Raw genomic sequence first — 24,763 nt, 5'->3', positions numbered from 1 at the left:
CACCGAGGGCCTGTCGAAGGCCCAGAGCCAGGAGAGCGCGCGCGAGCGGGCGCTCTCCTGGCTCCGTCAGGTGTCCGGAGAACTCTCCACCGCCACGATCAAGCGGCTCGAGGACACCCTCCCCTGGTACAGCGAGATGCCGCCGGGGCGCCGCTCCGCCGTGGGCCTCGTCGCCCAGGCGGGCATCACCTCGTTCATCAGCTGGCTCGAGGGCACCGCGTCGACGCCGTGGATCGCCGCGGCCGACGTCTTCGGTTCAGCCCCGCGTGAGCTGCTGCGCTCGGTGAGCCTGCAGCAGACCCTGCAGCTCATCCGCGTGGTCGTCACGGTGGTCGAGGAACGCGCCGCCGACGACGAGATGCTGCAGGAAGCGATCCTGAAGTACTCGCGGGACATCGCCTTCGCGGCGGCGGACGTCTACGCCCGGGCGGCCGAGGCCCGCGGGCTGTGGGACGCCCGACTCGAAGCGCTCGTGGTCGACTCGATCCTGTCGGGCGAGTACGACGACGAGCTGCCGTCCCGCATCGCGGCCCTCGGGTGGCACGGGCACGGCGAGGTCGCGGTGCTCGTCGGCACGGCACCGAAGCAGCTCGAGGTCGACCAGGTCCGCCGCACCGCCCGTCACATGGACGCCGACGTGCTCGTCGGGGTGCAGGGGTCGCGGCTCGTCGTGGTGATCGGGCGCTCGACCCCGCGCGACGACGTGCCCGAGGGCGAGGACCCGGTCTCGTTCACGGCCATCGCGCAGGCGCTCGAGCCGCTGTTCGGCGAGGGCCACCTGGTGCTCGGCAACGAGGTCCCCGGGGTCGTCGACGCCTCGACCAGTGCGAAGGCAGCCCTCGCCGGGTTCGCCGTCGCGCGGGCATGGCGCGGGGTCCCCGTCCGGCGCTGGCCGACGACCTGCTGCCCGAACGCGCCCTGGCCGGCGACCCGCTCGCCCGGTCCGCCCTGGTGCAGCGCATCTACGTGCCGCTCAAGGACCAGTCCACCGAGCTCCTGCAGACCCTGTGGTGCTACCTGGACACCGGTCGGTCGCTCGAGGCGACGGCGCGGGAACTCTTCGTGCACCCGAACACCGTCCGCTACCGCCTACGCCGCGTCGCGGACATCATCGGGTGGGACGCCACGCACGCTCGGGACGCCCTGATCGTGCAGTCGGCCCTGATCCTCGGCGCGATGTCCGAATCGGCCACGGGTCGTCGCCGGATCACCCCACGCCGGTAGGGAACCGACAATGTCACGCGGGGTTTCGTGTGGGAAGCCCACACGGGCCCCGCGGTGCATGAGCGACAGGATTGTCCGGTGATCGTCGTCGTCGCGCCCGGACAGGGCTCCCAGACCCCGGCTTCCTCGCCCCCTGGCTCGAGGACGCCGCCGTTCGTGAACGTGTCGGGCAGTGGTCCGAGTCGATCGGGGTGGACCTCGCCGCACACGGCACCACGTCGGACGCCGACACCATCAAGGACACCGCACTCGCGCAGCCCCTCATCGTCGCCGCCGGTCTCGTGACCGCCGACGCGCTGCTGGCCGACGGCCGCCGTGCGCTCGTCGGTGGGGTCGCCGGGCACTCGGTCGGCGAGTTCACCGCCGCCGCGGTCGCCGGGGTCCTCGAGCCGACCGACGCCGTGTCGCTCGTCGCCGAGCGCGGCCGGGCCATGGCGGACGCCGCTGCCCTCGAAGCGACCTCGATGGCCGCTGTGCTCGGTGGCGACGCCGACGCGGTCGCCGCAGCACTGCAGTCCCACGGGCTCGTCCCCGCGAACCACAACGGTGGCGGCCAGACCGTCGTCGCCGGTACGGCCGCCGGCATCGCCGCGCTCGTCGCCGACCCGCCCGCCAAGGCCCGCGTGATCCCGCTCGCGGTCGCCGGTGCGTTCCACACCCACTTCATGGCCCCCGCCGTCGAGCGCGTCGCCCCGGTCGCCGCAGCCGCCACGGTGCACGACCCGACCCTGCCGATCTGGACCAACGCGGACGGTTCACGGGTCGAGGACGGTCGCCGTTTCGTCGACCTGATGGTCCAGCAGATCGCGAGCCCCGTGCACTGGGACGCCGTGATGGAGTCGTTCGCGGCCGCCGGCGTCACCGGCATCATCGAGCTCGCGCCGGCCGGCGCCCTGGTCGGGCTCGCCAAGCGCGGCCTGCGCGGCACGCCGTCCGTCGCCATCAAGACCCCCGAGGACCTGCCCGCAGCGATCGACCTGCTGCAGCGCGCGGACCAGGAAGCAGACGCCACCGCATGACCGAACGTCCCGCACTCTCCCAGCGCCGCGGCCACGAGTTCACCCGCATCCTGGCCTTCGGCGCCGCCCGCGGCGAGAACGTGGTGCCGAACGACGACCTGGTCGGCCCGATCGACTCGTCCGACGAGTGGATCCGCCAGCGCACCGGGATCATCACGCGCAAGCGTGCCGGCAAGGACGTCGAGGCCGTCGACCTCGCCGAGACCGCCGCGCGCGAGGCGATCGAGAAGGCCGGCCTGTCCCCCGACCAGATCGGTGTCGTGCTGGTCAGCACCGTGACGCACACCGTCGCGACCCCGTCGATGGCGTCGCTGCTCGCCGAGCGGATCGGCGCGACGCCGGCCGCCGCGTACGACATCAGCGCCGCCTGCGCCGGGTACGCCTACGGCATCGCCCAGGCCGACTCGTTCATCAAGTCCGGGCTCGCCGACCACGTCCTGGTCGTCGGTGCCGAGAAGCTCAGCGACGTCGTCGACCCGACCGACCGCTCGATCTCGTTCCTGCTCGGTGACGGTGCCGGCGCGGCCGTCGTCGGCCCGAGCGACTTCCCCGGCATCGCCCCGACCATCTGGGGCTCGGACGGCTCGAAGTGGGACGCCATCGGCATGACGGCGACCTACAACGAGTGGGAGGCCGGCGCGCCCCGCCCGACCATGCGCCAGGCGGGCCAGACGGTCTTCCGCTGGGCCGTGTGGGAGATGGTGAAGGTCGCGCGCGAAGCGCTCGAGACCGCCGGTGTCCGACCGGAGGACCTCGCGGCGTTCGTGCCGCACCAGGCGAACATCCGCATCATCGACGAGTTCGCGAAGCAGCTCGGCCTGCCCGAGTCGGTCACGATCGCCCGTGACATCACCACCACCGGCAACACCTCGGCCGCGAGCATCCCGCTCGCCACCCACCGTCTGCTCGAGGAACACCCCGAGCTGTCCGGCGGGCTCGCCCTGCAGATCGGCTTCGGTGCCGGGCTCGTGTTCGGTGCCCAGGTCGTCGTGTTGCCCTGAGCCCACCCGGCGAACGCGAACCCAGCCACCCGGCGAACCCGAACCCACCCGGCCGCGCATCCCGCGCGACCAGCGACCACCCCGACGAGTCTCCGGGCGCGAGCACGCTGCGTGCCCTAGGCTGGTCCACGGTCAAACGACACCCCCTCAAGGAGAAACTCATGGCCCTGTCCAACGAAGAAGTCCTCGCCGGCCTGGCCGAGCTGATCAACGACGAGACCGGTATCGCCACCGACACCGTCGCCGCCGACAAGTCCTTCACGGACGACCTCGACATCGACTCCATCTCGATGATGACCATCGTGGTCAACGCCGAGGAGAAGTTCGACGTGAAGATCCCGGACGAAGAGGTCAAGAACCTCAAGACCGTGGGCAACGCGGTCGACTACATCGTCAAGGCCCAGGCCTGACACGAGCTTCCTGAGCGCCGCGGCCAGCGGTCACCGTCGGCCGCGGCGCTCATCTTGTTCCCCAACGAAAGAACCGTCGTTCCATGACCAAGAAGACCGTCGTCGTCACCGGGATCGGTGCGATCTCACCCCTCGCCGCGACTGCCCCGGAAACGTGGGACGCGCTGCTCGCCGGCAAGTCCGGCATCACCCGCATCGAGGACCCGCGCTACGCCGAGCTCGAACTCCCCGTGGAGTTCGCCGGCCAGGCACGTCGGTTCCTCACCGACCAGCTGACCCGCCCCGAGTCGAAGCGTCTGGACCCCTCGTCGCAGCTGTCGCTCGTCGCGGCACGTGAGGCGTGGGCCGACGCCGGCATCGACGCCGAGTCCGTCGTCCCCGAGCGTCTCATCGTCGACTGGGCGACCGGCATCGGTGGCGTCAACACCCTGCTCGACGCCTGGGACACCCTGCGTGAGAAGGGCCCGCGTCGGGTCCTGCCGATGACGGTCCCCATGCTCATGGCGAACGGTCCGGCCGCTGCCATCGAGATGGAGTTCGGCGCCCGTGGCGGCGCCCGCACCTACCTGTCGGCCTGCGCCTCGTCGACCGAGTCCCTGGCCGAGGCGTACCGCCACGTCGCCGACGGTGACGCCGACATCGTCATCACCGGTGGCGCCGAGGCCGCACTGCACCCGCTGCCCCTGGCTGCGTTCGCGGCGATGCAGGCCCTGTCGCGCCGCAACGACTCCCCGAGACCGCGTCGCGTCCGTACGACGTCACCCGTGACGGCTTCGTCCTCGGTGACGGCGCCGCGGCGCTCATCCTCGAGTCGAAGGAGCACGCCGAGGCCCGCGGTGCGACCATCTACGCCGAGGTCGCCGGCGCCGGCATCACCTCGGACGCGTTCCACATCACGGCACCGGACCCCGAGGGCAGCGCAGCCGCCCGTGCGGTCCTGCAGGCGCTCGACCACGCCGGTGCGAGCCGCGAAGACGTCGTGCACGTCAACGCGCACGCCACCTCCACTCCGGTCGGCGACGTCGCCGAGTACCACGCCATGCGTCGCGTCTTCGGCGACCACCTCGACGACATCGTCGTGTCGGCGACCAAGGCGTCGACGGGTCACCTGCTCGGTGGTGCCGGTGCGATCGAGGCCGCGTTCACGGTCCTCGCGCTGCACAACCGCGTCGCGCCGCCGACGATCAACCTCGACGACCAGGACCCGGAGATCGTCATGGACGTCGCGCGCGAGCCGCGCGCACTGCCCGACGGCGACCTGCTCGCGGTGAGCAACTCGTTCGGCTTCGGCGGTCACAACGCCGTGGTCGCGTTCCGCAGCGTCTGATCCGTCGCACCCTGCCAGGAGGCCCGTCCCGCGTCGTCGGGGCGGGCTTCCGTCGTTCCGGTGCCGGTCGGAGTGTCCGGCACGAGTCTCGCGGTGCGCGACACCTCCCGCGCGGCGGGCCGCGAGGACCGTCGCACAGGCCGAGGCTCGGCCAGCGCGGCCCGAGTCTCAGCCGACGCGGTGCAGCCAGACGACGGGGTTGCCCTCGGCCGCGTGGCGGAAGGGCTCGAGCTCGTCGTCCCAGGCCTGTCCGAGCGCGAGCCGGAGCTCACGGTGGAGGTCGAGCGCGTTGCTGCCCGCGATCTCCATGGCGTAGCGGACGCGGTCCTCGGGGATGACCATGTTCCCGGTCACGTCGGTCTGCGCGTAGAAGACGCCGAGGTCAGGCGTGTGCATCCAGCGGCCGCCGTCGGACTCGGTCGTCGGTTCCTCGGTCACCTCGTAGCGCAGGTGCTCCCAGCCGCGCAGCGCGGAGGCGATCGCGGCACCGGCACCGACCGCACCGGTCCAGGTGAACTCGGTCCGCCGGGCACCGTCCTGTGCGGGCTGGTCGAGCCACGAGAAGTTCACGGCGCGGTTCATCGCGCGACCTGCTGCCCATTCGACGTGCGGGCAGAGCGCGCGGGGTGAGGAGTGCACGTAGAGCACTCCTGTCGTCGTTCCGTTCACGGTTCCTCCGATACGTCAGGTGCGACTTCCCCATCGACCTGGTGCGGAGGATCCGAGCGGCTGCGAGCCACGGAACCATTCGGTATGCGATTGTGATGTCCCGACAGGACACGCCCATTATGCAGCGTTCCGGCTGGGAACGGCAAGGACCCCGCCGAGCGCGATCCGGTTCAGTGCAGGACGGTGCCTGCAGTGTCGACGGGGTGCCGCTCCCCGCCGTGATCGGCACGGGCACGCGGTTCTCGGCCGGCGGGATCGGGCAGGCGAACTGGTACGAGAACGCGCAGGGCGGCAGCACGAGCAGGTTCCAGTCGAGCTCGACCGTGCCCGCGGTGCCGGGGTCGTCGAGGTACAGGAAGCGGCCCATCGAGTACGTGCTGCCGGGGTCGTCCTCGGCGAGGGCGCTCGTGGCGTCCTGCACGATGAGCTGCAGCCGCGGAGCACCCCGGAACGCGGCGGATCGGACCGCGACGAACCGCATGGTCGTGCTGCCGACGGCCGTCTCGATGTGCCCGGCGACCGGCAGGGCGTCGCCGGCGGCGTCGAGGACGCTGCCACGGGCCTCCTGGCCGTCGCCCGCCCCCGTGTCCAGCGGGACGTACGTGCCGGAGAGCACCCAGTCATCGGACCGGTCGAACCGGGCGATGCGCGCGAAGCGCTGGATCGGTTCCGCGGCGGGGTCCCAGACGCGCAGCGTCGAGCCGGAGACGGTGCCCGCGAAGCCGTCGGGGAACGCGACGGCGGACGGGACCACCGCGGTGTCACCGGCGACGAGCACCGTGCCGTCGACCGCGACGCCGTCCACGACGACGCCGTCGGTGGCGGCAGCGGTCACGGCGAGGCCGCCGACCGTGGGTGCCCAGGTGCCGGGGACCGGCCACACCGGCTGCGGGTGGTCGACGTGCTGGGCGTTCACGAGGGCCAGCGGGCCACGAGGACCGCGTGCCCAACGATCACGTTCGGCGACGTGGTCGGCGAAGCCGGGGCGGCGTCCGTCACGCCTGCTCCTGGCGCGGGTAGATGACCTTCTGCACGATGATGATGATCGACGCGGCGACGGGCAGGGCGACCAGGGCGCCGAGCACGCCGCCGATCGTGCCACCGGCCACCGCGGCGATGACCACGAGGGCACCGGGCACCTGCACGGCACGCGACATGATGCGCGGCGAGATGAGGTACGCCTCGACCTGCATGTAGACGAGGTAGTAGATCGCCGCGGCGAGTGCGGTGGCGGGCGACGCGAACAGGCAGAGCAACGAGATGACGACCGCGGCGCCGAGGGTGCCGACGAGCGGGATGAGCGAGCCGAGGAACGCGAACGACGCCAGCAGCACCGGCAGCGGCGCACCGATGATGAGCAGGAACACCAGGCTCAGGATGCCGTTGATGAGCGCCTGCGACACCTGGCCGACGACGTACCGACCGACCGCCTGGGTGATCTGCTCGCTGACGTCGATGAAGTTCTCGCGGCGGGACGCCGGCACGAACCGGTACGCCGCGCGCTTCATGCCCCGCATCGACGCGAGGAAGTAGAGCATCAGGATGAGGACGATGAGCACGCCGGTGAGCCCCGACAGGATGCCGCTGCCGACCGCCAGGATCCCGCCGCCGACGCTGAGCAGGTTGCCCGGGTTCTCGACGAAGGACTGCACCGACTCGAGGGCGTGGTCGATGTCGAACGACCCGGCGAACTGCTTCGACAGGTCCTGTACCCACTGCTGGTTCGAGATGTCGTCGACGACCTCGGGGAAGTTCTGGATGAGGTTCGTCGCCTGCTCGACCAGGATCGGGACGACCGCGAAGACGACCGCGGCGAACACTGCCAGGACCCCCACGACGACGACGGTGATCGCCGCCCACCGCGGGATGAGTCGCTCGAGGAACGACACGAGCGGGTCGATGCCGAGCGCGAGGAACAGCGCGACCCCGATGTAGACGAGGACGGTGCTGAGCTCGCCGATGATGGTGCCGGCGAGCAGCGCGACGAGCACACCGATGGCACCCATGAACCCGATGCGGAAGGCGTTGACGCGCACGCCGGTGCCGCCACGGGTCACCTCGAACGTCACGTTCGGCGTCGGGCTGTGGTCCTCTTGCTGCGGTGTGTCGCGCTTTCTCGGCAGGTGCACGTAGGGCGGGCGGGACTTGAACCCGCGAATCGTTCGGTTATGAGCCGACTGCCTTGACCAGCTTGGCTACCGCCCCTCGACGACCGTCAGGCCACCGGTTCCCCACGATACAGCGCCTCGAACGTCGTGAGCGTGCGGTTGATGTCGTGTGCCTCGATCATGGCCGTACTGCGCTCCCGCATGGCCGTGTACTCCGCGTCCGACGCGGTGAGCACCGCCTCGAGCTTGGCGGCGAGGTCGTGCTCGTCGCCGGGGTGAACAGGTACCCGTTGCCGTCGATCAGGTGGGGCAGCGCCATCGAGTCGGCGGCGACGACCGGCAGCCCGGACGCCATGGCCTCGAGCGAGGAGATGCTCTGCAGCTCGGCGGTGGAGGGCATCGCGAACACCGTGCCGTTGGTCAGGGCGGTGCGCTTGGACTCGTCCGAGACGAACCCGAGGAACCGGACGCGGTCCTCGAGCCCGAGCTCCTTCGCCAGGGCGGTCAGCTTCGGGATCATCTCGCCGTCGCCGACGATCGTCAGGGTCGCCGCGAGCGAACCGGGCAGCAGCGCCACGGCCCGGACCAGCACGTCGAGGTTCTTCTCCGGCGCCACGCGGCCGACGAACACGACGTCGTTGCCCACGGGACGGCCCTCGCGCGCGACGTACCGCGACGCGTCGATCCCGCACGAGATCGCGAGCACCCGCTGTCCGGCGATGGCCTTCCGCAGGTAGTCCGCGGCCAGGTTCGTCGGCGTCGTGATGGTGTCGGCGAGCCGGTAGGTCTTCGCGGCGTCGCTCCACGCGATCTTCAGCGCGATGGGCAGCGTCCACTTGCCGAACGGCGTGTACTCGAGCAGGTTCTCGGGCATGAAGTGGTTCGTCGCGATGACCCGGATGCCGCGCGCGTTGGCCTCGGGGACGATCCCGCGACCGATGACGACGTGCGACTGGATGTGCAGGACGTCGGGCTTGACGGCGTCGAGGATCGGGCCGGTCCACTTCTTGACGCTCCACGGCCACACGAAGCGGAGCCAGGCGTGCAGCGGCCACTTGTACGACTTCAGGCGGTGCACGACGAGGGTCACGCCCTGGTGCTCCTCGTCGAAGGTGCCGTAGTTGCGGCTCGAGGCCGGGGCGACGACGTGGACCTCGTGCCCGCGCTCGGCCAGGCCGACGGCGAGCTGCTCGGCGAAGGTGGCGGCGCCGTTGACGTCCGGCGGGAAGGTGTCCGCGGCGATCAGGATGCGCAAGGGTCGGTGTCCGCCCGTCGCACCCGTCGGTTCGGCGGTGGCGGTGGTGACGTCTCCTGACACGGCTGGCGTCGTCCTCTCGTGGGCGATTGCTGGTCGGACTGCCGACGGTACCGCACCTGGTTCGGCGGCCGCGTCAGCCGCGCGGAGGACCCCGTGCTACCGCAGGGCGACGGGGCGACGGCGCTGCGCCGCGCCCGTCCGCGGTCAGGCGCGGGTCTGCGGGTGGTGCTTGGCGAGCAGGAACACCCCGGTGATGGCGATGCCGGCCGCGACCACGAACCCGGCGACCGCACCCCACGGCGCCCCGGATGCTTCGTCGAGGACGACCACGCCGATCCCGACGGCGACGATCGGGTCGATCACGGTCAGCCCCGCGATGACGAGGTCCGCCGAACCGGCCGAGTAGGCGTTCTGCACGAAGTACCCGCCGAGCGACGCCGCGACGACCACCCCGATGATCGCCAGGACCGTCAACCAGTCGAACGTGCCGTTCACGAACCGGTTGAGCACGACCTTCGCGAGCGTCGCGACGAACCCGTAGAGGATGCCCGCGCCGACGATGTAGTAGAGCGCGCTCTTGTGCTTGGCCACGAGTCGGAACGACACGAGCACCAGCACGAGCACCACGGCCAGGATGATCAGGACGGTCACCAGCTGCTGCCGGGTGATCGCGCTCTCGTGCCCGACGAACGCCGCGATGCCGACGAAGATCGCGACACCGATGATGCAGGTCCACACCGCACGCTTCGCCCGACGGCCCAGCGGCACGCCCGACGACCGGGAGGAGAACCACGTGGTGATCACGAGCGCGACCGCCCCGAGCGGCTGCACGACGATGAGCGGCGCGTACGTGATGCTGATGAGCTGCAGCACGACGGCGATGCCGAGCATCAGCGTGCCGAGCACCCAGTAGCCGCTCGAGACCAGCCCGACGACGTGCCGGACGCTCAGTCCCTTCGACTGCCGCCCCAGCCGCGCCTCGACCCGCTGCACGCCCCGGCTCTGGAACTGCGCTCCCAGCGACAGGAACACCGCACCGATGAGCGCGACGGGGATCATGAGCGCCTGGAACGGCGTCAGGTTCACTGCGTCGGGCAGCTGGAGGTCCGTCGTCACGCGTCGAGGCTACCGTCCACCGCCGGATAACCTGGGTGAATGGCCGTTCTCCCGATCCGCATCACCGGCGAACCCGTCCTGCACGAGCGTGCAGCTGAGGTCACCGAGTTCGATGACGACCTCCGTTCCCTCGTCGCCGACATGTTCGAGACCATGGACCTCGCCCCCGGCGTCGGGCTGGCCGGACCCCAGGTCGGCGTCGGCAAGCGCCTGTTCGTGTACTCGTACACCGACGACGAAGACGTCCTGCACCGTGCCGCCGCCGTGAATCCCGTCCTCTGGATCAGCCCGCCGGTCCCGGAGTCGGTCGACGAGCTCGACGAGGACGACGAGTCCGAGGGGTGCCTGTCCGTGCCGGGCGAGCGCTTCCCGCTCCGACGCTCCGGCAGCGCACTGCTCCGCGCGTTCGACGAGCACGGCGAACCGTTCGAGGTCCGGGCCGACGGCTGGCTCGCGCGCATCTTCCAGCACGAGTACGACCACCTGGACGGCTGGCTCTACGCCGACCGCCTGGTGCACCCCTACGCCAAGCAGGTCGCCAAGGCCATCCGCAAGAACAGCTGGGGCGGCCCCGGCCAGTCGTGGCTGCCGGGTCGCGACCACCCCGAGGGCTGACGGCCAGGAGGCCCGGCTCAGCTCCGGTACGTCGACAGCGCGTCGCGCAGGTGGTCGGTCTCCGGGTGCCCCGGGCAGTACTGCAGGAGGCCGGCGGCGACGTGCGCTGCGCCGTCGTCGGCCACGGCCGACGTCCACGGGTCCGTGCCGGTCACGGCGCAGGTGCTCGCGAGCTCGACGAGGGTGGCGTCACCGCGGGTCGCGTCGACCGCGGCCTGCTGTTGCGTCGACGGCACCGAGCCCGTGAGCCGCTTCGCGGTGCACGAGGTCCGCTCGTCCTCCCACACCGCCGAGTACGTCGTGTAGGTCTCGCGGTCGCCGTCGTCGCACACGAAGGCGAACACGACCGGCGAGGCGCCCGAACCGAGCCCGGTCTCCGAGCTGGTGGGTTCCTCCGACGAATCGGTGTCCGGTCCGGCACCGCTGCACCCGACCAGCACGGGCGCGATGACCGCCGCGAGCAGCGCGCCGACGAGCACGGCGCGGGGCGGACGGGATCGGTGCACCTGTGAACGCTAACAGCAAGCACCGGGCAGCAAGCACCGAGCAGTGCCGAAACGCAGAAGACCCCCACCCGAGAGGGTGAGGGTCTGTTGCTCCCCGAGTTGGACTCGAACCAACAACCTGCCGGTTAACAGCCGGCTGCTCTGCCAATTGAGCTATCGAGGATCACTGTCCGCTGGCGAATGTCGTGCGAACAACGGGTAACAGCATAGCAGCACCGCAGGGCCCTCACCGCATCGGACACGCCGCCCGGGCGCGCCGCGGTGCGGGCCCCGGTGCAGCGCCGTCCCTCAGTACCCGGCGACCGGGTCGACGACGCCGACGAAACCCTCGCCGCCGCCGTCGAGGAACGCCGTGGTGTTGAGTCGCACCCGCTCGGCGAGCAACGGCGCGACCATCTCCGGGGTGTCCGCCTGGTGCGGCGTGATGACCGCGCCGGGCTCGGACCAGAGCGGGTGGCCGTCGGGCAACGGCTCGGGGTCGGTGACGTCGACCCCTGCGGCGGCGATCGCACCGGTGCGCAGGGCCTCGACCAGCGCGTCGGTGTCGACGAGTCCCCCGCGGGCGATGTTGACGAGCCGGGCGGACGGCTTCATGATCGCGAACTGCCGCTCGCCGAAGAGCTTCGCGGTGCCCGAGGTCATGGCCGCTGCGATCATCACGACGTCGGCGTCCGGCAGGACGTGATCGAGCTGGTCGGTGGTGACGGTGCGCGATGCGCCGTCCACCGGGTCGGCCGAGCGACGCACCACGGTGACGTCGACGTCGAACGGGGCGAGCAGGCGGATGTACTCGAGCGCGATCCCGCCGGCGCCGACGACGACGACGTTCCGGCCGTAGAGCGACACGCCCTCGGGCTCGGTCGCCCACGAGTGTGCACGAGCGCGCTTCTGCAGGACCCGCAGCGTCCCGAGCGTCAGCGCCAGGGCGTGCTCGGCGACGGGCTCCGCGTACGCGCCCTTCGCCGAGGTGAAGAGCACGCGGTCGCCGTGCTCCTGGATGAGGTGCGCGAAGGCGTCGACCCCGGCGAACGGCAGCTGCACCCAGCCGATCCCCGGAGCGGCGTCGAGCGCGTCCGCCAGGCCGGACGGGTCGCGGGGTCCAGCCAGACGAGCCCGCGAGTGTCCGCGTCGAGCGGCACGACGGTCCCGCCGGCCTCGGTCACCGCGGTGACGTGCAGGTCGGTCGGCTCCGGCAGCACGGCGACGGGGCCGGGCTGCGGTGCGTCGATCGGCAGCGGGGCGCCGGAGGTGGGGACGACGGCGCGGTGGCCTCGGGTGGCGGTGCTCACGGGTTCTCCTGTCGGTCCGTGCGGGGGCCGGTGCCGGCGGCGACCGGTCGGCGTGGCGCCGTCGAGCGGCGCGGGGTGGTGGGCGCCGGGCGACGCTTCACGCCGCGGGCCGCGGTCGCAGCCAGGGTCTTGACGTAGGGGTCGACGGGGTTGTCGAGGACCTCGTCGAAGGTGCCGAGGCCGACCAGCCGGGCATCGGCCATCACGGCGACACGGTCGGCCAGGGCGCCGGCTTCGCGCAGGTCGCTGGACACCACGACGGCGGAGAACTGCCGGTTGCGCTGCAGGGTCGCCAGGGCCTCGAGCACCGACTGGCGCACGAGCACGTCGACGCCGCGAGCGGGTTCGTCGGCGACCAGGAGCTGGGGTTCGAGCACGAGGGCCCGCGCCAGGGCGACGCGCTGCCGCTGCCCGCTGGAGAGTTCCCAGGTGTTCAGCCGCATCACGCCGAGCGGCAGGTGCACGGCGTCGACCAGGCGCGCGACGATCAGGCCCGCCTCCTTGCGGTCGAAGCGGCGGTCGCGCTGGTAGATCGGCTCGGCGATGGCCTCGCCGACGGTGAGGTCCGGGCTGAGCCGGTCGGCGCCGTCCTGCGGCAGGTAGCCGATCCGGCCGCTCAACCGCTCGAGCTTGCGGGACGAACCGCGCAGCCCGCGGGTCTTCTGGCCGAGGACGGTCAGTTCGCCCCCGACGATGTGCCGGCGCAGCGCCCCGTCACCCTCGCCGTGCGACCCGAGCTGCCCCGCGATCGCGGCGGCGAAGGTCGACTTGCCCGACCCCGACTCACCGAGCAGTGCGAGGATCTCGCCCTGCCGCACCGTCAGGCTGACCCCGTCGACGGCTCGGATCGACTCGGACCCCCGTCCGCCCCGGTACTCGATCGACACGTCGTCCGCGACGACCGCCGGTCCGTTGACCGCGATCATGGGTCCCCTTCCACGCCGCCCCCTGGCGGCGGTTCGCGACGGACCGCGCTGGCAGGACCGTCGTGCGTACAGCTGTGGAGACGACCGTCCAGGAGGCCCGGCGTGCGTCGACGACGCAGGACGGGCCTCCTGGGCGGGTCACGTCGGGTCAGGACCCGGCGTTCTCCAGTTGCTCCAGCGTACGCCGTCGCTCGGCCTGCTCCGCAGGGTCCGGCACCGGGAGCGACGCCAGCAGGCGCTGCGTGTACGGGTGCTGCGGGGCGCCGAGGACCTGCGCCGTCGTGCCCACCTCGACCAGGTCGCCGCGGTAGAGCACGGCGATCCGGTCGGACAGCGCGCCCACGACCGCCAGGTCGTGGCTGATGAACAGCGAGGCGAAGCCCAGGTCTTGCTGGAGTTCGAGGAAGAGCTCGAGCACGCGAGCCTGCACCGACACGTCGAGCGCACTCGTCGGCTCGTCGGCGATGAGCAGCTTCGGTCGGAGCGCGAGCGACCGGGCGAGCGAGGCACGCTGGCGCTGCCCACCGGAGAGCTCGTGCGGGTAGCGATCGCCGTACGCCTTCGGCAGCTGGACCGCCTCGAGGAGTTCGTCGACCCGCGCCCGTGCTGCACGCGGACTCGAGACCTCCTTGTGGACGACCAGCGGCTCGGCGACGCACTCGGCGATCGTGAGCAGCGGGTTGAACGACGTCGCCGGGTCCTGGAACACGAACCCGATGTCCTTGCGCAGGTGCTTGAACTCACGCTCCCGGTAGCCGAGCATCTCGGCGCCGAGGACCATCAGCGAGCCGCCGGTGACCTTCGTCAGTCCGGCCATGGCGCGACCGATCGTGGTCTTGCCGGAGCCGGACTCCCCACCAGCCCGAGGACCTCGCCGGGACGGATCGCCAGGTCGACGCCCTTCACGGCGCGGAACGCGGGCGAGCCGAGGCGGCCGGGGTACTCGATCTCGAGCCCCTTCGCCTCGACCAGCGGGGTGACGTCCTCGGTGATCGCGGCGCGGCGGGCGGTGCCCGTCGACGCCTCGAGTCGGGGCACCGCCGCGAGCAGCCGCTTCGTGTAGTCGGCTTGCGGACGCGCGAAGAGGTCCGTCGCCGATGCCTCTTCCACGATCTCGCCCTGGTACATGACGGCGACGCGGTCGGCCAGGTCGGCCACCACGCCCATGTTGTGGGTGATGATCACGATCGCCGTGCCGAACTCGTCGCGGCAGCGGCGGAGCAGGTCGAGGATCTCGGCCTGCACCGTCACGTCGAGCGCCGTGGTCGGCTCGTCGGCGATGATCACCGACGGCTCGAGGGCCAGGGCACTCGCGATGACGACCCGCTGCTTCTGGCCGCCGGAGAACTGGTGCGGGTAGTGGTCGACGCGGGTCTCGGGGTCGGGGATGCCGACGCGGCCGAGGTAGTCGATGGCCTTCGCGCGCGCTTCCTTCCTGGACATGCCGCCGTGGGCGCGGAGCCCCTCGGCGATCTGCCACCCGACCGTGAAGACCGGGTTGAGCGCGGTCGACGGCTCCTGGAAGACCATCGCACCGGCGGTCCCCCGCAGGCTGCGGAGCTTCTGCGCGCCGACGGTGACGACGTCGGTGCCGTCGAGCAGCACCGCGCCGCCGAGCGTCGCCGTCTCGGGCATCAGCCGGAGCATGGCACGAGCCGTGACGGACTTGCCGGAGCCGGACTCGCCGACCAGAGCGAGGACCTCGCCGGGACGGACGTCGAGGCTGACGCCCTTCACCGCGTCGACGGCACCGCCGTCGGTGGCGAAGGTGACCGTGAGGTCGTCGACGACGACCACGGGTGCGTGCTCGTCCTGGGTGACTGCTGCGTTCGTCATGCGCCGGTTCCTTCCGCGCGTGCTGCCGTGTCGCGCGCGTCGCGCGTGGACACCAGTTGCTTCAGCCGTCGGCGCGCACGCAGACGGGGATCGGAGATGTCGTTGAGGCTCTCGCCGATGAACGTCACACCGAGCACGAGCACCACGATCGCGACACCCGGGTAGACACCGGTCCACCAGACGCCGCTCGCGACGTCGGACAGCGCACGGCTCAGGTCGTAGCCCCACTCGGCGCCGGACGTCGGCCCGATGCCGAACCCGAGGAAGCCGAGGCCAGCCAGGGTCAGGATCGCGTCGCTGGCGTTGAGCGTCAGGATGAGCGGCAGGGACCTCGTCGAGTTCCGCAGCACGTGGCGGATCATGATGCGCCACGGGTTCGTGCCCATCACGCGCGCCGACTCGACGAACGCGTCGTTCTTCAGGCGCACGGCCTCGGCACGGACCACCCGGAAGTACTGCGGCACGTAGACGACGGTGATCGAGATCGCCGCCGCGATGATGCCGCCCGAGTAGCTCGAGTTGCCACCGGAGATCACGATCGACACGACGATCGCGAGCAGCAGCGAGGGGAACGCGTAGATCGCGTCGGCGACCACGACGAGGACCCGGTCGAGCCAGCCGCCCAGGTAGCCGGAGACCAGGCCGAGCAGGACGCCCACGATGATCGACACGACGACCGCGACGATCACGACGAGGACCGCGGTCCGGGCCCCGTAGATCACCCGGCTGAACACGTCGAACCCGCCGACGGTGGTGCCCCAGACGTGCTCGGCGCTCGGTGCGCCGGTACGTGGGAAGCTCTCGCCGTCCGCGCCCTGCAGCTGGCCGAAGCCGTACGGGGCCAGGAGCGGCGCGAAGACCGCGACGAGCAGGTACAGGGCGCAGATGACCACGCCGACGATGAGCATGGCGCGCTGCCAGCCGGTGCTCTTGCGGAGCTGGACCACCACGGGCAGCCGCTTCCAGAGCGGCTCGTGGCGGTCGACGAGGGTGGTGTCGGCCATCGTCAGAACCTCACTCTCGGGTCGATCAGGGCGGCGACGACGTCGACGATGAAGTTGGTCACCGCGACGATCACCGCCAGCATCGCGACGATGCCCTGGACCGCGACGAAGTCGCGGGCCGACAGGTACTGGTTGAGCTCGAAGCCCAGGCCGCGCCACCCGAAGGTGGTCTCGGTCAGGACCGAACCGCCCAGCAGCATCGCGATCTGCAGGCCCATCACGGTGATGATCGGCACGAGGGCGGGGCGGAACGCGTGCGTCCGGACCAGCCGCGACTCGCGGACGCCGCGGGAGCGGGCCGCGTCGACGTACTCGGAGCCGAGCGATCCGATCATGTTCGCGCGCACCAGGCGCAGGAAGATGCCGGCTGTCAGGAGTCCGAGGGTCAGCGCCGGCAGGACGGCGTGCTGCAGCACGTCGCCGATGACCGCCGCGTTGCCGGTCCGGAGCGCGTCGATGATGTAGATGCCGCTCGCGCCGGGGATGCCGTCGAGGATGAGCTCAACCCTGGTCGACGCGCGGTCGCCGAGCGGCAGCCAGCCGAGCCACACCGAGAAGACGAGCTTGAGCAGCAGACCGCCGAAGAACACCGGGGTCGCGTACGTCAGGATCGCGAGGGCACGGAGCAGCACGTCGGGCCACTTGTCGCGCGTGTACGCGGCCAGCATGCCGAGCGGGATGCCGAGCACGAGCGCGACGATGAGGGCGTAGAAGACGAGCTCGGCGGTCGCGCCGCCGTACTGCAGGATGATCTCGGTGATCGGCCGGTTGTCGGTCGACGCGTTGCCGAAGTCACCGCGCAGGATGCCGCCGAGGTACTCGAAGTACTGCACGAGCACGGGACGGTCGTACCCGGCGGCGTGCAGGCGTTCCTGCAGCTGCGTCGGGGTGAGTCGGCCGCCGACCGACGCGGTGATCGGGTTCCCGATGACGCGCATCAGGAAGAACACGAGCGTCACCAGGATGAAGACGGTCGGGATGATGAGGAGGAACCTGACGAGGACGTACCGGCCGAGTCCGCCGCCACTGCTCTTGGCACGACGTTGTGCCTGCGGCTTGGTCGGATCGGTGCCGTTCACGTCCTGGGTCGCCTCAGGGGTGCTCAGGGTCACGGGGAGGGGTGCCTTTCATGCCGGTGCGCAGGCACGCGGGCGTTCCTCGTGGGAACGCCCGCGGCCTGCGCGAGGGGCGTGGTGCTACTTGCTGAGGGTGGCGTACCGGAACTTGAACGAGGCGTCGAGGGTCAGGCCCTTGACGTCCTTGCCGGCGACGGCGACGGACTTGCCCTGCAGCAGGGGCAGCGTCGAGATCTGCGATGCCTCGCGCTCCTGGGCCTGCTCGATCAGGTCGGCACGCTTGTCCGGGTCGGACTCCGCCTGCTCCTTCGCGATGAGGTCCTGGATGACCGAGTCGTCGTAGTGGTTCTGGACGAAGTTCTCCTTGGTGAAGAACGGCGACAGGTAGTTGTCGGCGTCGGAGAAGTCCGGGAACCAGCCGAGCTGGTACTCCGGGTACGCGTCCTTCGTGCGCTCCTGGGCGTAGGTCGTGTAGACCGTCGACTGGATGTTGACGGTGAACAGGCCCGAGTCCTCGAGCTGCGTCTTCAGCAGCGCGTACTCGTCGTCCGAGGCCGAACCGTAGTGGTCGGGCGCGTACTGGATGTCGAGCTGCACCTTGCCGGAGACACCGGCGTCGGCGAGGGTCTTCTTCGCCTTGTCGACGTCGGGTCCACCGTCGCCGTCACCGTACATGTCCTTGAACGGCTGGACCGCACCGGTGAGGCCGTCCGGCACCATCGAGTACAGCGGCGTGAAGGTGTCGTTGTAGACCTCCTTCGCCAGGGCGGCACGGTCGACCACGTCAGCGGCGGCCTGGCGGACGGCGAGGGCCTTCGCCTCGTCGGCGTCGTCCTGCCCGGTGCCGTACGGCTGCGTCTTGAAGTTGAAGACCACGTAGCGGATCTCGCCGCCGGGGCCGTCGGTGACCTTGAGCTTGTCGTCCTTGCGCAGGTCCGAGATGTCGGTCGGCGTCAGGGAGCGGTACGCCACGTCGACGTCGCCCTTCTGCACGGCGAGCTTGAGGTCGGTCTCCTTGGTGTAGTAGTTGGCCGTCACCTCGGACGTCTTCGCCTTGCCGAGCAGGCCGTCGTACTTCGGGTTGGTCTTGTACTGGATCAGCTGGTTCTCCTTGTAGGAGCTGATCTGGTACTGCCCGGCGAACGCCTTGCCCTTGACGATGTCGTCGGCGCTGGTGAGCTTCGTCGCGCTGAAGACGTCCTCGTCGACGATCGGGCCAGCGGGGCTCGAGAGCACCTGCGGCCAGGTCTGGTCGGCGTGGTCGAGGTTGAACACCACGGTCGTGTCGTCCGGGGTGTCGATGCTCTTGAGGTTGGCCAGCAGCGACTGCGGGCCGTTCTCGTTGTTGATCTTGAGCTCGCGGTCGAACGAGAACTTCACGTCGCTCGAGGTGAGCTTGTTGCCGTTGGCGAACTCGAGGCCGTCCTTGAGCGTGACCTCGTACGTGGTCGGGCTGGTGAACTCCGCCTTCGTGGCGATGTCCGGCTCGACGTCCGGGCTGCCCACGGGCGTGTTCATCAGGAACGGGAAGACCTGGTTCTGCACGGCGAAGGAGCCGTTGTCGTAGGAGCCGGCCGGGTCGAGGGACGTGATCTTGTCCGTCGTCCCGATGCTCAGGCCGTTCAGCTCGGTGTCGCTCACGCTGCTGCTCGCGCAGCCGGTCAGCACCAGCGCCGTCGCTGCTGCTCCGGCGCCGAGCGCGATGCCGCGCCTGCCCCACGTGGCTGTGTGCTTCTTGAACACGGATGCCATGTTCGATGCCTCTCTTGAAGATGGGTGCAAGTGTCCTGGCCGGCGGGTGGTACGTCTGTGTGCCCGGCCAGGAACGCTCATTGGTATCACCCTGTCACGGAACAGATCGAACCGGGAGCGATTTGTTTACACCGCTGTAATGCAAGCACCCGTCGCGTGATGCATCATCCGTGCGCATCGACCCGGCGCGCCGCACACGAATGTTGCGCGCTGCAACCTGGGTGCTCGCCCCCGCCGACCGGTCACGACACACCGCCCGTCCCTCCCCGAGCGGTCACGTCCCGTCGGCCGATCCCAGGCCAGTCGACGACTTGCGACCACTCGACGCCCAACACGCGGCACGTCCGGCCTGGAGGCTCGCCCCGCGTCGGCCCCGTCCCTCGCGCCCGCCGACCGGTCACGACACACCGCCCGTCCCTCCCCGAGCGGTCACGTCCCGTCGGCCGAACCCCGGCCAGTCGACGACTTGCGACCACTCGACGCCCAACACGGCCGCGCGCCAGGCGCCCAGCACTCGGGCGGCGAGGGCGAGGGGCTAGGACGCCTCGGCGTCGGCGCGGAGCCGCATGCGCTGCGCGTCGATGTCCACGAGCTGCCGCTGGATCTCGGCGCGCCGCTCGGCCTGCTCGTGCGGGTCCGCACGCTGCAGTTGTCCGAGCAGCGAGGCCTTGCGGGCGAGCAGGTCCCGCTCGACCAGGGCGACGACGATGCTCCGGCAGTACGCGGCGAGGTCCTCGGCGTTGCGGGCGGGGATCGGTGCCAGGGCCAGCTCGTGCGTCAGGGTGCGCAACGGGGTCGGCACGTCGGCGAGCAACCGGTCGAGCCAGTCCCCCGCCCCGATGACGTCGACGTTGGCGACCACGGCGTCGCGCACGACGGCGAGCATCGGCGCCGAGAACGTGGCGGAGGCGGCCAGCCCGAGCAGCGGCGCTCCGACCGAGGTCGGCTGCTGCACCATCGCCATGACGGCGTCGCGCTCCATGCGGCTGATCGGGTCGTTCGGCAGCGAGCGGATCCCGGCGACGGGCTCCTCGACCACACCGGCCCCGTCGGTGGCGTGACCGGCGCGACCGTCGCGCCCCGGGCCTCCTGACCGATCGTCCGTCGACCCCGCACGCCGACGCGCGGTCTCGACCGATCGACGGACCTCGGGCATGTCCATGCCGAGCCAGCCGGCGAGCTCGCGGACGTACCCCTGCGTGAGCGAGCGGTCGCGGATGCCGGCGAGCACGGGCGCGGCGGCGCGGAGGGCACTGACGCGGCCCTCGACCGTCTCGAGGTCGTGGCCATCCAACGTGCGGCGGATCATGAACTCGAACATCGGGCGCTTGTTCGTGATCAGACGGCGGATGGCGTCGTCGCCGCGGGCGAGCCGGAGGTCGCACGGGTCGAGGCCACCGGGGGCCACGGCGACGAAGGTCTGCGCCGCGAACCGCTGTTCCTCGGCGAAGGCGCGGGATGCGGCACGCTGCCCGGCCTCGTCCGGGTCGAAGGTGAAGACGACCTCGCCGTTGGCGTTCGGGTCGGCGCCGGCCAGGTCACCGAGCATCGGGCGGAGCACCTTGATGTGGTCGACGCCGAACGAGGTGCCGCACGTGGCGACCGCGGTGGTGATGCCGGCGACGTGGCAGGCCATGACGTCGGTGTAGCCCTCGACGATCACGACCTGCTTCTGCTTCGAGATGTCGCGGCGGGCCAGGTCGAGCCCGTAGAGCACCTGGCTCTTGTGGTAGATCGGGGTCTCGGGCGTGTTGAGGTACTTCGGCCCCTTGTCGTCCTCGAGCAGGCGACGCGCACCGAACCCGATCGTCGCCCCGGTGACGTCGCGGATCGGCCACATGAGGCGCCCGCGGAACCGGTCGTACGGCGATCGGTCGCCCTGGCTGACGAGCCCGGCCGAGGTGAGTTCCTCGAGCGTGAAGCCCCGACCGCGCAGGTGGTCCTTGAGCATGTCGTACGACTTCGGGGCGAAGCCGACGCCGAAGTGCTGCGCCGCCGAGGGGTCGAACCCGCGTTCCCCCAGGAACCGCCGTGCGGGGTCGGCCGCGGCGGTGGTGAGCTGCGCCGTGTAGAACTCGAGCGCGGCTTCGTTGGCGGCGATCAACCGGGCGCGGGTGTTGTAGTCGGTGCGCGGCCCGTCGCCCTCTTCGTAGTGCAGGGTGAAGCCGATCTTCGCGGCCATGCGCTCGACGGCCTCGGCGAAGGTGGTGTGGTCCTGCGCCATGATGAAGCTGAAGACGTCGCCGTCCTCGCCGCACCCGAAGCAGTGGTACCGGCCGACCTGGGGCCGGACGTGGAACGACGGAGACCGTTCGTCGTGGAAGGGGCAGAGCCCCTTCATCGAGCCGACGCCCGCGTTCTTCAGCGTGACGTAGTCGCCGACGACGTCGGCGATGTTGACACGCGAGCGGACCTCGTCGATGTCGTTCCGCGCGATCCTGCCAGCCACCCTCTGATCCTAGTTCGTGGGACCGACCTCGGCCGACCGCGGACCCGAGACGTGGACGAGCCACCGAGGCCGACCGCGGCCCCGCGACGTGGACGAACCGCCGAGGCCCCGCTCACACCGGTATGTGGACGGCTTCCCGCTCGCCGACGACCAACCGACGGTGCCAGGCGATCGCCCCTTGGTCCGTCAGGCTCGCGACCTGGTCGACCACGGCGCGGAGCCGCCCGTCGTCGTCGGACGCCGCACGCCAGTCGGCCGCGAAGCCCGGCTCGAGGTCCGACGCACCCGACGCCGCCAGGGCGTCGAGCAGCTCGGTCAGGATCCGACGCTGGTCTTCGTACACGGGCTGCCGGTTGCCCTGCGTCATCACGAACGCTGCGACGATGCCCTTGAGGACCGCGATCTCGCCGATGATCTCGGGCGGTGTCACCACGGACGCCGCGAACCGGACCAGGGACCCGGAGGCGTAGGACTCGCGGGTCGCGGCCGTCGCCGTCCGCGCGAAGCGGCCGATCAGCTGCGAGGTCAGGTTCTTCAGGTGTGCCGCGTCGCGCCGGGACCCGTCGTACGAGGTCATCCAGAGCGGCAGGGCCCGGAGGCGGTCGAACGCTTCGAGCAGTTCCTCACGACTCAGGTCGTCGCCCACCCACGCGTGCATCGCGGTGACGATGTCGTTCTCGCCGACCCGGTCGCCGAGCGCCGCGACGTCGATGAACCCGGCGACGACGGCGTCCTCGAAGTCGTGCACCGAGTACGCGATGTCGTCGGACAGGTCCATGACCTGCGCCTCGATGCACCGCTGCCGCCGGGGCGCCCCGGCACGGAGCCACTCGAAGGCGTCGTGGTCGTCGTCGTAGAAGCCGAACTTGGTCCGACCCGATGACGATTCGGAGACGCCCTGCGCAGCCGGCCACGGGTACTTGCAGCTGGCGTCGAGCGACGCGCGCGTCAGGTTGAGCCCGTAGGGACGCTCGACGCCAGCGCCAGCCCCCGCGCCAGCCCCGGCAGCGGCGCCCGCCCCCGGACGGAGCCCGTACACCTTCGGCTCGAGCCGGGTGAGCAGCCGCAACGTCTGCGCGTTGCCCTCGAACCCGCCGATGCCGGCGGCCCAGGCGTTGACGGCGGTCTCACCGTTGTGGCCGAAGGGCGGGTGGCCGATGTCGTGCGCCAGGCACGCGGTGTCCACCACGTCGGGGTCGAGGCCCAACGAGTCCGCGAGCTCGCGACCGACCTGCGCCACTTCGAGCGAGTGGGTCAGGCGGTTGCGGGCGAAGTCGAGCCCGGTCGTCGGGCTGAGCACCTGGGTCTTGGCGGCGAGGCGGCGCAGCGCGCTGGAGTGCAGCAACCGGGCGCGGTCACGGGCGAAGTCCGATCGGCGGTTGCCGTGCTCTTCGGGGAGCCAGCGCTCGGCGTCGGCCGGGCCGTACGAGGCGGTGGCGCTCATCCGCCGCTGTGGTGCAGCTCGGCGGCGGCGAGGACCTTGCGGAACTCGCTGTCGACGTCGCGGGACTCGAGCCAGCGGTCGGGCAGGGCGGTGCGCTTCGGGTTGCCGGAGCGACCACGGGGGCCCTCGGCGCCCTCGCCCGGGTACGGTGCGTCGCGGTCGAGCTGGCCGAGCAGGTCGTCGATCTCCTGCAGGCTCGACGCCAGCGCGAGACCGGACCGCACGTCGCTGCCGATCGGGTACCCCTTGAAGTACCAGGCCACGTGCTTGCGGGCGTCGCGGCAGCCGTGGTCTTCGGACCCGAAGAACTCGACGAGCAGTTCGACGTGCCGTCGGAACCCGTCGGCCACCTCGCCCAGGGTCGGCATGTAGCGGATCCCTTCGCCGCGGAACGCCGCAGCCAGGTCGCCGAACAGCCACGGCCGCCCGAGGCACCCGCGCCCGACGATGACGCCGTCCGCGCCGGTCTCGTCGATCATGCGGAGTGCGTCGGCTGCCGACCAGATGTCCCCGTTGCCGAGGATCGGGATGTCCGTGACGGCTTCCTTCAGCGTCGCGATCGCCGACCAGTCGGCGTGCCCGGAGTAGTGCTCGTTCGCGGTGCGCGCGTGCAGCGAAACGGCTGCGACGCCGGCGTCCCGCGCGATGCGTGCGGCGTCGAGGTAGGTCAGATGGTCCTCGTCGATGCCCTTGCGCATCTTCACGGTGACCGGCACGTTCCCTGCGGCGCGGACGGTCTTCGTGACGAGTTCGCGGAACAGCTCGGTCTTCCACGGCAGGGCCGCCCCGCCGCCCTTGCGGGTGACCTTGGGCACCGGGCAGCCGAAGTTCAGGTCGATGTGGTCGGCACGGTCCTCGCCCACCAGGATCGAAGCGGCCTCGGCCACGGTGTTCGGCTCGACGCCGTACAGCTGGATCGACCGCGGGGTCTCGGACTCGTGGTGCTGGATGAGCTGCATCGACACGGGGGTGCGTTCGACCAGTGCGCGCGAGGTGATCATCTCGCAGACGTAGAGACCGGCGCCGTACTCGCGGCAGAGCCGGCGGTACGCCATGTTCGTGATGCCCGCCATGGGCGCGAGCACGACCGGCACGTCGACCTCGATCGGGCCGATGCGCAGAGGCCGTGCTGGGGCTTGTGTGATCGTCATACCTGTTCCATCCTCCCACGTCGGTGCTCGCCGGTAGCGTTCTCCACATGACGATCGACGCCAGCACCCGGTTCGACACCGACGCAGCAGCCCGCGGCCTGACGGTCGAGGTCGTCGAACGCCCCGCCGCGGACTCCCTGCAACAGGCCGCCGAACTGCTCGGCATCGATCCCGGCGACATCGTCAAGACGCTCGTCGTGAAGCGCCACGACGGCGGCTTCCTGCTCGCGCTCGTACCGGGCGGACGGAGCATCGCGTGGAAGAAGCTCCGCACCGTCGTCGGGGTGAACAAGCTCTCGATGCCCGACGCGCAGGCCGCGCTCCAGGCGTCGGGCTACGAACGCGGCACGATCACGCCCATCGGAGCGACCGGAGACCTGCCCGTCTACGCCGACCAACGCATCGTCGGTCGACGGGTCGCCCTCGGCGCGGGCCGGCACGGCGCGAGCGCCTTCGTCGATGCCGACGACCTCGTCGCCGCGTACGGCGCGACGGTCGCCGACATCACCGACGAGGAACCGCAGCGCGACTGATCGATCCGGCGACCGACGGATCGCGCCCCGCACAGCCGTCGCGCCCCGCA

Annotated in this window: 16 protein-coding genes, 2 tRNA genes and 6 pseudogenes; 7 read left to right on the top strand and 17 right to left on the bottom strand. The window is 70.9% G+C overall.

Annotation, left to right across the window (positions count from 1 at the left end):
- Positions 1–10: 10 nt before the first annotated feature.
- The 5 genes and pseudogenes from JN350_RS11235 (at position 11) to JN350_RS11215 (ending at position 4,981) form a co-directional block, all read left to right on the top strand.
- A pseudogene (locus JN350_RS11235) lies at positions 11–1,224 on the top strand (PucR family transcriptional regulator).
- Positions 1,225–1,302: 78 nt separating this feature from the next.
- Positions 1,303–2,243 (top strand): annotated as a pseudogene (locus tag JN350_RS11230) (ACP S-malonyltransferase).
- Positions 2,240–3,244, top strand: a complete 1,005-nt coding sequence (locus JN350_RS11225) for a beta-ketoacyl-ACP synthase III (protein WP_111085698.1) — start codon at positions 2,240–2,242, stop codon at positions 3,242–3,244. Before JN350_RS11230 ends, JN350_RS11225 begins: the two are co-directional and overlap by 4 nt.
- 161 nt (positions 3,245–3,405) lie before the next feature.
- On the top strand, positions 3,406–3,654 hold the full coding sequence (locus JN350_RS11220) for an acyl carrier protein (RefSeq protein WP_017886710.1): 249 nt from the start codon (positions 3,406–3,408) through the stop codon (positions 3,652–3,654).
- Positions 3,655–3,737: 83 nt separating this feature from the next.
- Positions 3,738–4,981, top strand: a pseudogene (locus JN350_RS11215) (beta-ketoacyl-[acyl-carrier-protein] synthase family protein).
- 168 nt (positions 4,982–5,149) lie between these two features.
- On the opposite strand, the gene JN350_RS11210 reads toward JN350_RS11215, so the two are convergent.
- The 6 genes and pseudogenes from JN350_RS11210 to JN350_RS11190 all read right to left on the bottom strand — a co-directional run bounded on the left by JN350_RS11210 (position 5,150) and on the right by JN350_RS11190 (position 10,132).
- Positions 5,150–5,629: a DUF3145 domain-containing protein gene (locus JN350_RS11210; protein WP_205462253.1), complete on the bottom strand. Its 480-nt coding sequence runs from the start codon at positions 5,627–5,629 to the stop codon at positions 5,150–5,152.
- Between the two features lie 244 nt (positions 5,630–5,873).
- A pseudogene (locus JN350_RS20895) lies at positions 5,874–6,404 on the bottom strand (DUF1684 domain-containing protein); the annotation flags it as partial.
- A 241-nt stretch (positions 6,405–6,645) separates the two neighbouring features.
- A complete protein-coding gene (locus JN350_RS11205; RefSeq protein WP_205464440.1) occupies positions 6,646–7,773 on the bottom strand; it encodes an AI-2E family transporter in 1,128 nt (375 codons plus the stop codon).
- Positions 7,774–7,780: 7 nt separating this feature from the next.
- Positions 7,781–7,855 (bottom strand) — tRNA-Ile (locus JN350_RS11200).
- A gap of 81 nt (positions 7,856–7,936) precedes the next feature.
- Positions 7,937–9,076, bottom strand: a complete 1,140-nt coding sequence (locus tag JN350_RS11195) for a glycosyltransferase (protein WP_461962910.1) — start codon at positions 9,074–9,076, stop codon at positions 7,937–7,939.
- Positions 9,077–9,220: 144 nt separating this feature from the next.
- Entirely contained in the window at positions 9,221–10,132 is a 912-nt protein-coding gene (locus tag JN350_RS11190) for a DMT family transporter (protein WP_181437562.1), read from the bottom strand.
- A 39-nt stretch (positions 10,133–10,171) separates the two neighbouring features.
- On the opposite strand from JN350_RS11190, the gene def reads away from it, so the two are divergent.
- Positions 10,172–10,747 carry a peptide deformylase gene (gene def, locus JN350_RS11185; RefSeq protein WP_205462252.1) on the top strand — a complete coding sequence of 192 codons (576 nt, stop codon included), beginning with the start codon at positions 10,172–10,174 and terminating at the stop codon, positions 10,745–10,747.
- Positions 10,748–10,764: 17 nt separating this feature from the next.
- On the opposite strand, the gene JN350_RS11180 is transcribed toward def, so the two are convergent.
- The 11 genes and pseudogenes from JN350_RS11180 to dusB all read right to left on the bottom strand — a co-directional run bounded on the left by JN350_RS11180 (position 10,765) and on the right by dusB (position 24,180).
- Positions 10,765–11,253: a hypothetical protein gene (locus tag JN350_RS11180; RefSeq protein ID WP_205462251.1), complete on the bottom strand. Its 489-nt coding sequence runs from the start codon at positions 11,251–11,253 to the stop codon at positions 10,765–10,767.
- A gap of 90 nt (positions 11,254–11,343) precedes the next feature.
- Positions 11,344–11,416: transfer RNA gene (locus JN350_RS11175), tRNA-Asn, on the bottom strand.
- Positions 11,417–11,541: 125 nt separating this feature from the next.
- Positions 11,542–12,542, bottom strand: a pseudogene (locus tag JN350_RS11170) (D-isomer specific 2-hydroxyacid dehydrogenase family protein).
- Positions 12,539–13,468 (bottom strand): ATP-binding cassette domain-containing protein, encoded by a 930-nt coding sequence (locus JN350_RS11165; RefSeq protein ID WP_205462250.1) that lies wholly within the window; start codon positions 13,466–13,468, stop codon positions 12,539–12,541. Before JN350_RS11165 ends, JN350_RS11170 begins: the two are co-directional and overlap by 4 nt.
- A gap of 148 nt (positions 13,469–13,616) precedes the next feature.
- A pseudogene (locus JN350_RS11160) lies at positions 13,617–15,304 on the bottom strand (ABC transporter ATP-binding protein).
- A complete protein-coding gene (locus tag JN350_RS11155; RefSeq protein ID WP_205462249.1) occupies positions 15,301–16,308 on the bottom strand; it encodes an ABC transporter permease in 1,008 nt (335 codons plus the stop codon). The pseudogene JN350_RS11160 and the gene JN350_RS11155 overlap by 4 nt, the downstream one beginning before the upstream one ends.
- Positions 16,309–16,310: 2 nt before the next feature.
- Positions 16,311–17,387 (bottom strand): ABC transporter permease, encoded by a 1,077-nt coding sequence (locus tag JN350_RS11150; RefSeq protein ID WP_205464439.1) that lies wholly within the window; start codon positions 17,385–17,387, stop codon positions 16,311–16,313.
- A 117-nt stretch (positions 17,388–17,504) separates the two neighbouring features.
- Positions 17,505–19,136, bottom strand: coding sequence for an ABC transporter substrate-binding protein (locus JN350_RS11145; RefSeq protein WP_205462248.1), 1,632 nt, complete (start codon positions 19,134–19,136; stop codon positions 17,505–17,507).
- A 535-nt stretch (positions 19,137–19,671) separates the two neighbouring features.
- Positions 19,672–21,585 (bottom strand): DNA primase, encoded by a 1,914-nt coding sequence (gene dnaG / locus JN350_RS11140; RefSeq protein WP_205462247.1) that lies wholly within the window; start codon positions 21,583–21,585, stop codon positions 19,672–19,674.
- A gap of 112 nt (positions 21,586–21,697) precedes the next feature.
- A complete protein-coding gene (locus JN350_RS11135; RefSeq protein WP_205462246.1) occupies positions 21,698–23,029 on the bottom strand; it encodes a deoxyguanosinetriphosphate triphosphohydrolase in 1,332 nt (443 codons plus the stop codon).
- Positions 23,026–24,180 (bottom strand): tRNA dihydrouridine synthase DusB, encoded by a 1,155-nt coding sequence (gene dusB / locus JN350_RS11130; RefSeq protein WP_205462245.1) that lies wholly within the window; start codon positions 24,178–24,180, stop codon positions 23,026–23,028. Before dusB ends, JN350_RS11135 begins: the two co-directional genes overlap by 4 nt.
- Positions 24,181–24,227: 47 nt before the next feature.
- On the opposite strand from dusB, the gene JN350_RS11125 reads away from it, so the two are divergent.
- Positions 24,228–24,713 carry an aminoacyl-tRNA deacylase gene (locus JN350_RS11125; RefSeq protein ID WP_205462244.1) on the top strand — a complete coding sequence of 162 codons (486 nt, stop codon included), beginning with the start codon at positions 24,228–24,230 and terminating at the stop codon, positions 24,711–24,713.
- Positions 24,714–24,763 lie beyond the last annotated feature (50 nt).

The organism is Curtobacterium sp. 24E2 (assembly GCF_016925595.1).
Classification (GTDB): Bacteria; Actinomycetota; Actinomycetes; order Actinomycetales; family Microbacteriaceae; genus Curtobacterium.
This window is presented reverse-complemented; position numbering and strand designations above follow the sequence as displayed.

What these genes read in the sequence shown, in the direction of transcription:
- JN350_RS11225 (WP_111085698.1), top strand. Translation starts at nt 2,240, where the DNA reads ATGACCGAACGTCCCGCACTCTCCCAGCGCCGCGGCCACGAGTTCACC.
- JN350_RS11220 (WP_017886710.1), top strand. Translation starts at nt 3,406, where the DNA reads ATGGCCCTGTCCAACGAAGAAGTCCTCGCCGGCCTGGCCGAGCTGATC.
- def (WP_205462252.1), top strand. Translation starts at nt 10,172, where the DNA reads ATGGCCGTTCTCCCGATCCGCATCACCGGCGAACCCGTCCTGCACGAG.
- JN350_RS11165 (WP_205462250.1), bottom strand. Translation starts at nt 13,468, where the DNA reads ATGATCGCGGTCAACGGACCGGCGGTCGTCGCGGACGACGTGTCGATC.
- JN350_RS11155 (WP_205462249.1), bottom strand. Translation starts at nt 16,308, where the DNA reads ATGGCCGACACCACCCTCGTCGACCGCCACGAGCCGCTCTGGAAGCGG.
- JN350_RS11145 (WP_205462248.1), bottom strand. Translation starts at nt 19,136, where the DNA reads ATGGCATCCGTGTTCAAGAAGCACACAGCCACGTGGGGCAGGCGCGGC.
- JN350_RS11135 (WP_205462246.1), bottom strand. Translation starts at nt 23,029, where the DNA reads ATGAGCGCCACCGCCTCGTACGGCCCGGCCGACGCCGAGCGCTGGCTC.
- dusB (WP_205462245.1), bottom strand. Translation starts at nt 24,180, where the DNA reads ATGACGATCACACAAGCCCCAGCACGGCCTCTGCGCATCGGCCCGATC.
- JN350_RS11125 (WP_205462244.1), top strand. Translation starts at nt 24,228, where the DNA reads ATGACGATCGACGCCAGCACCCGGTTCGACACCGACGCAGCAGCCCGC.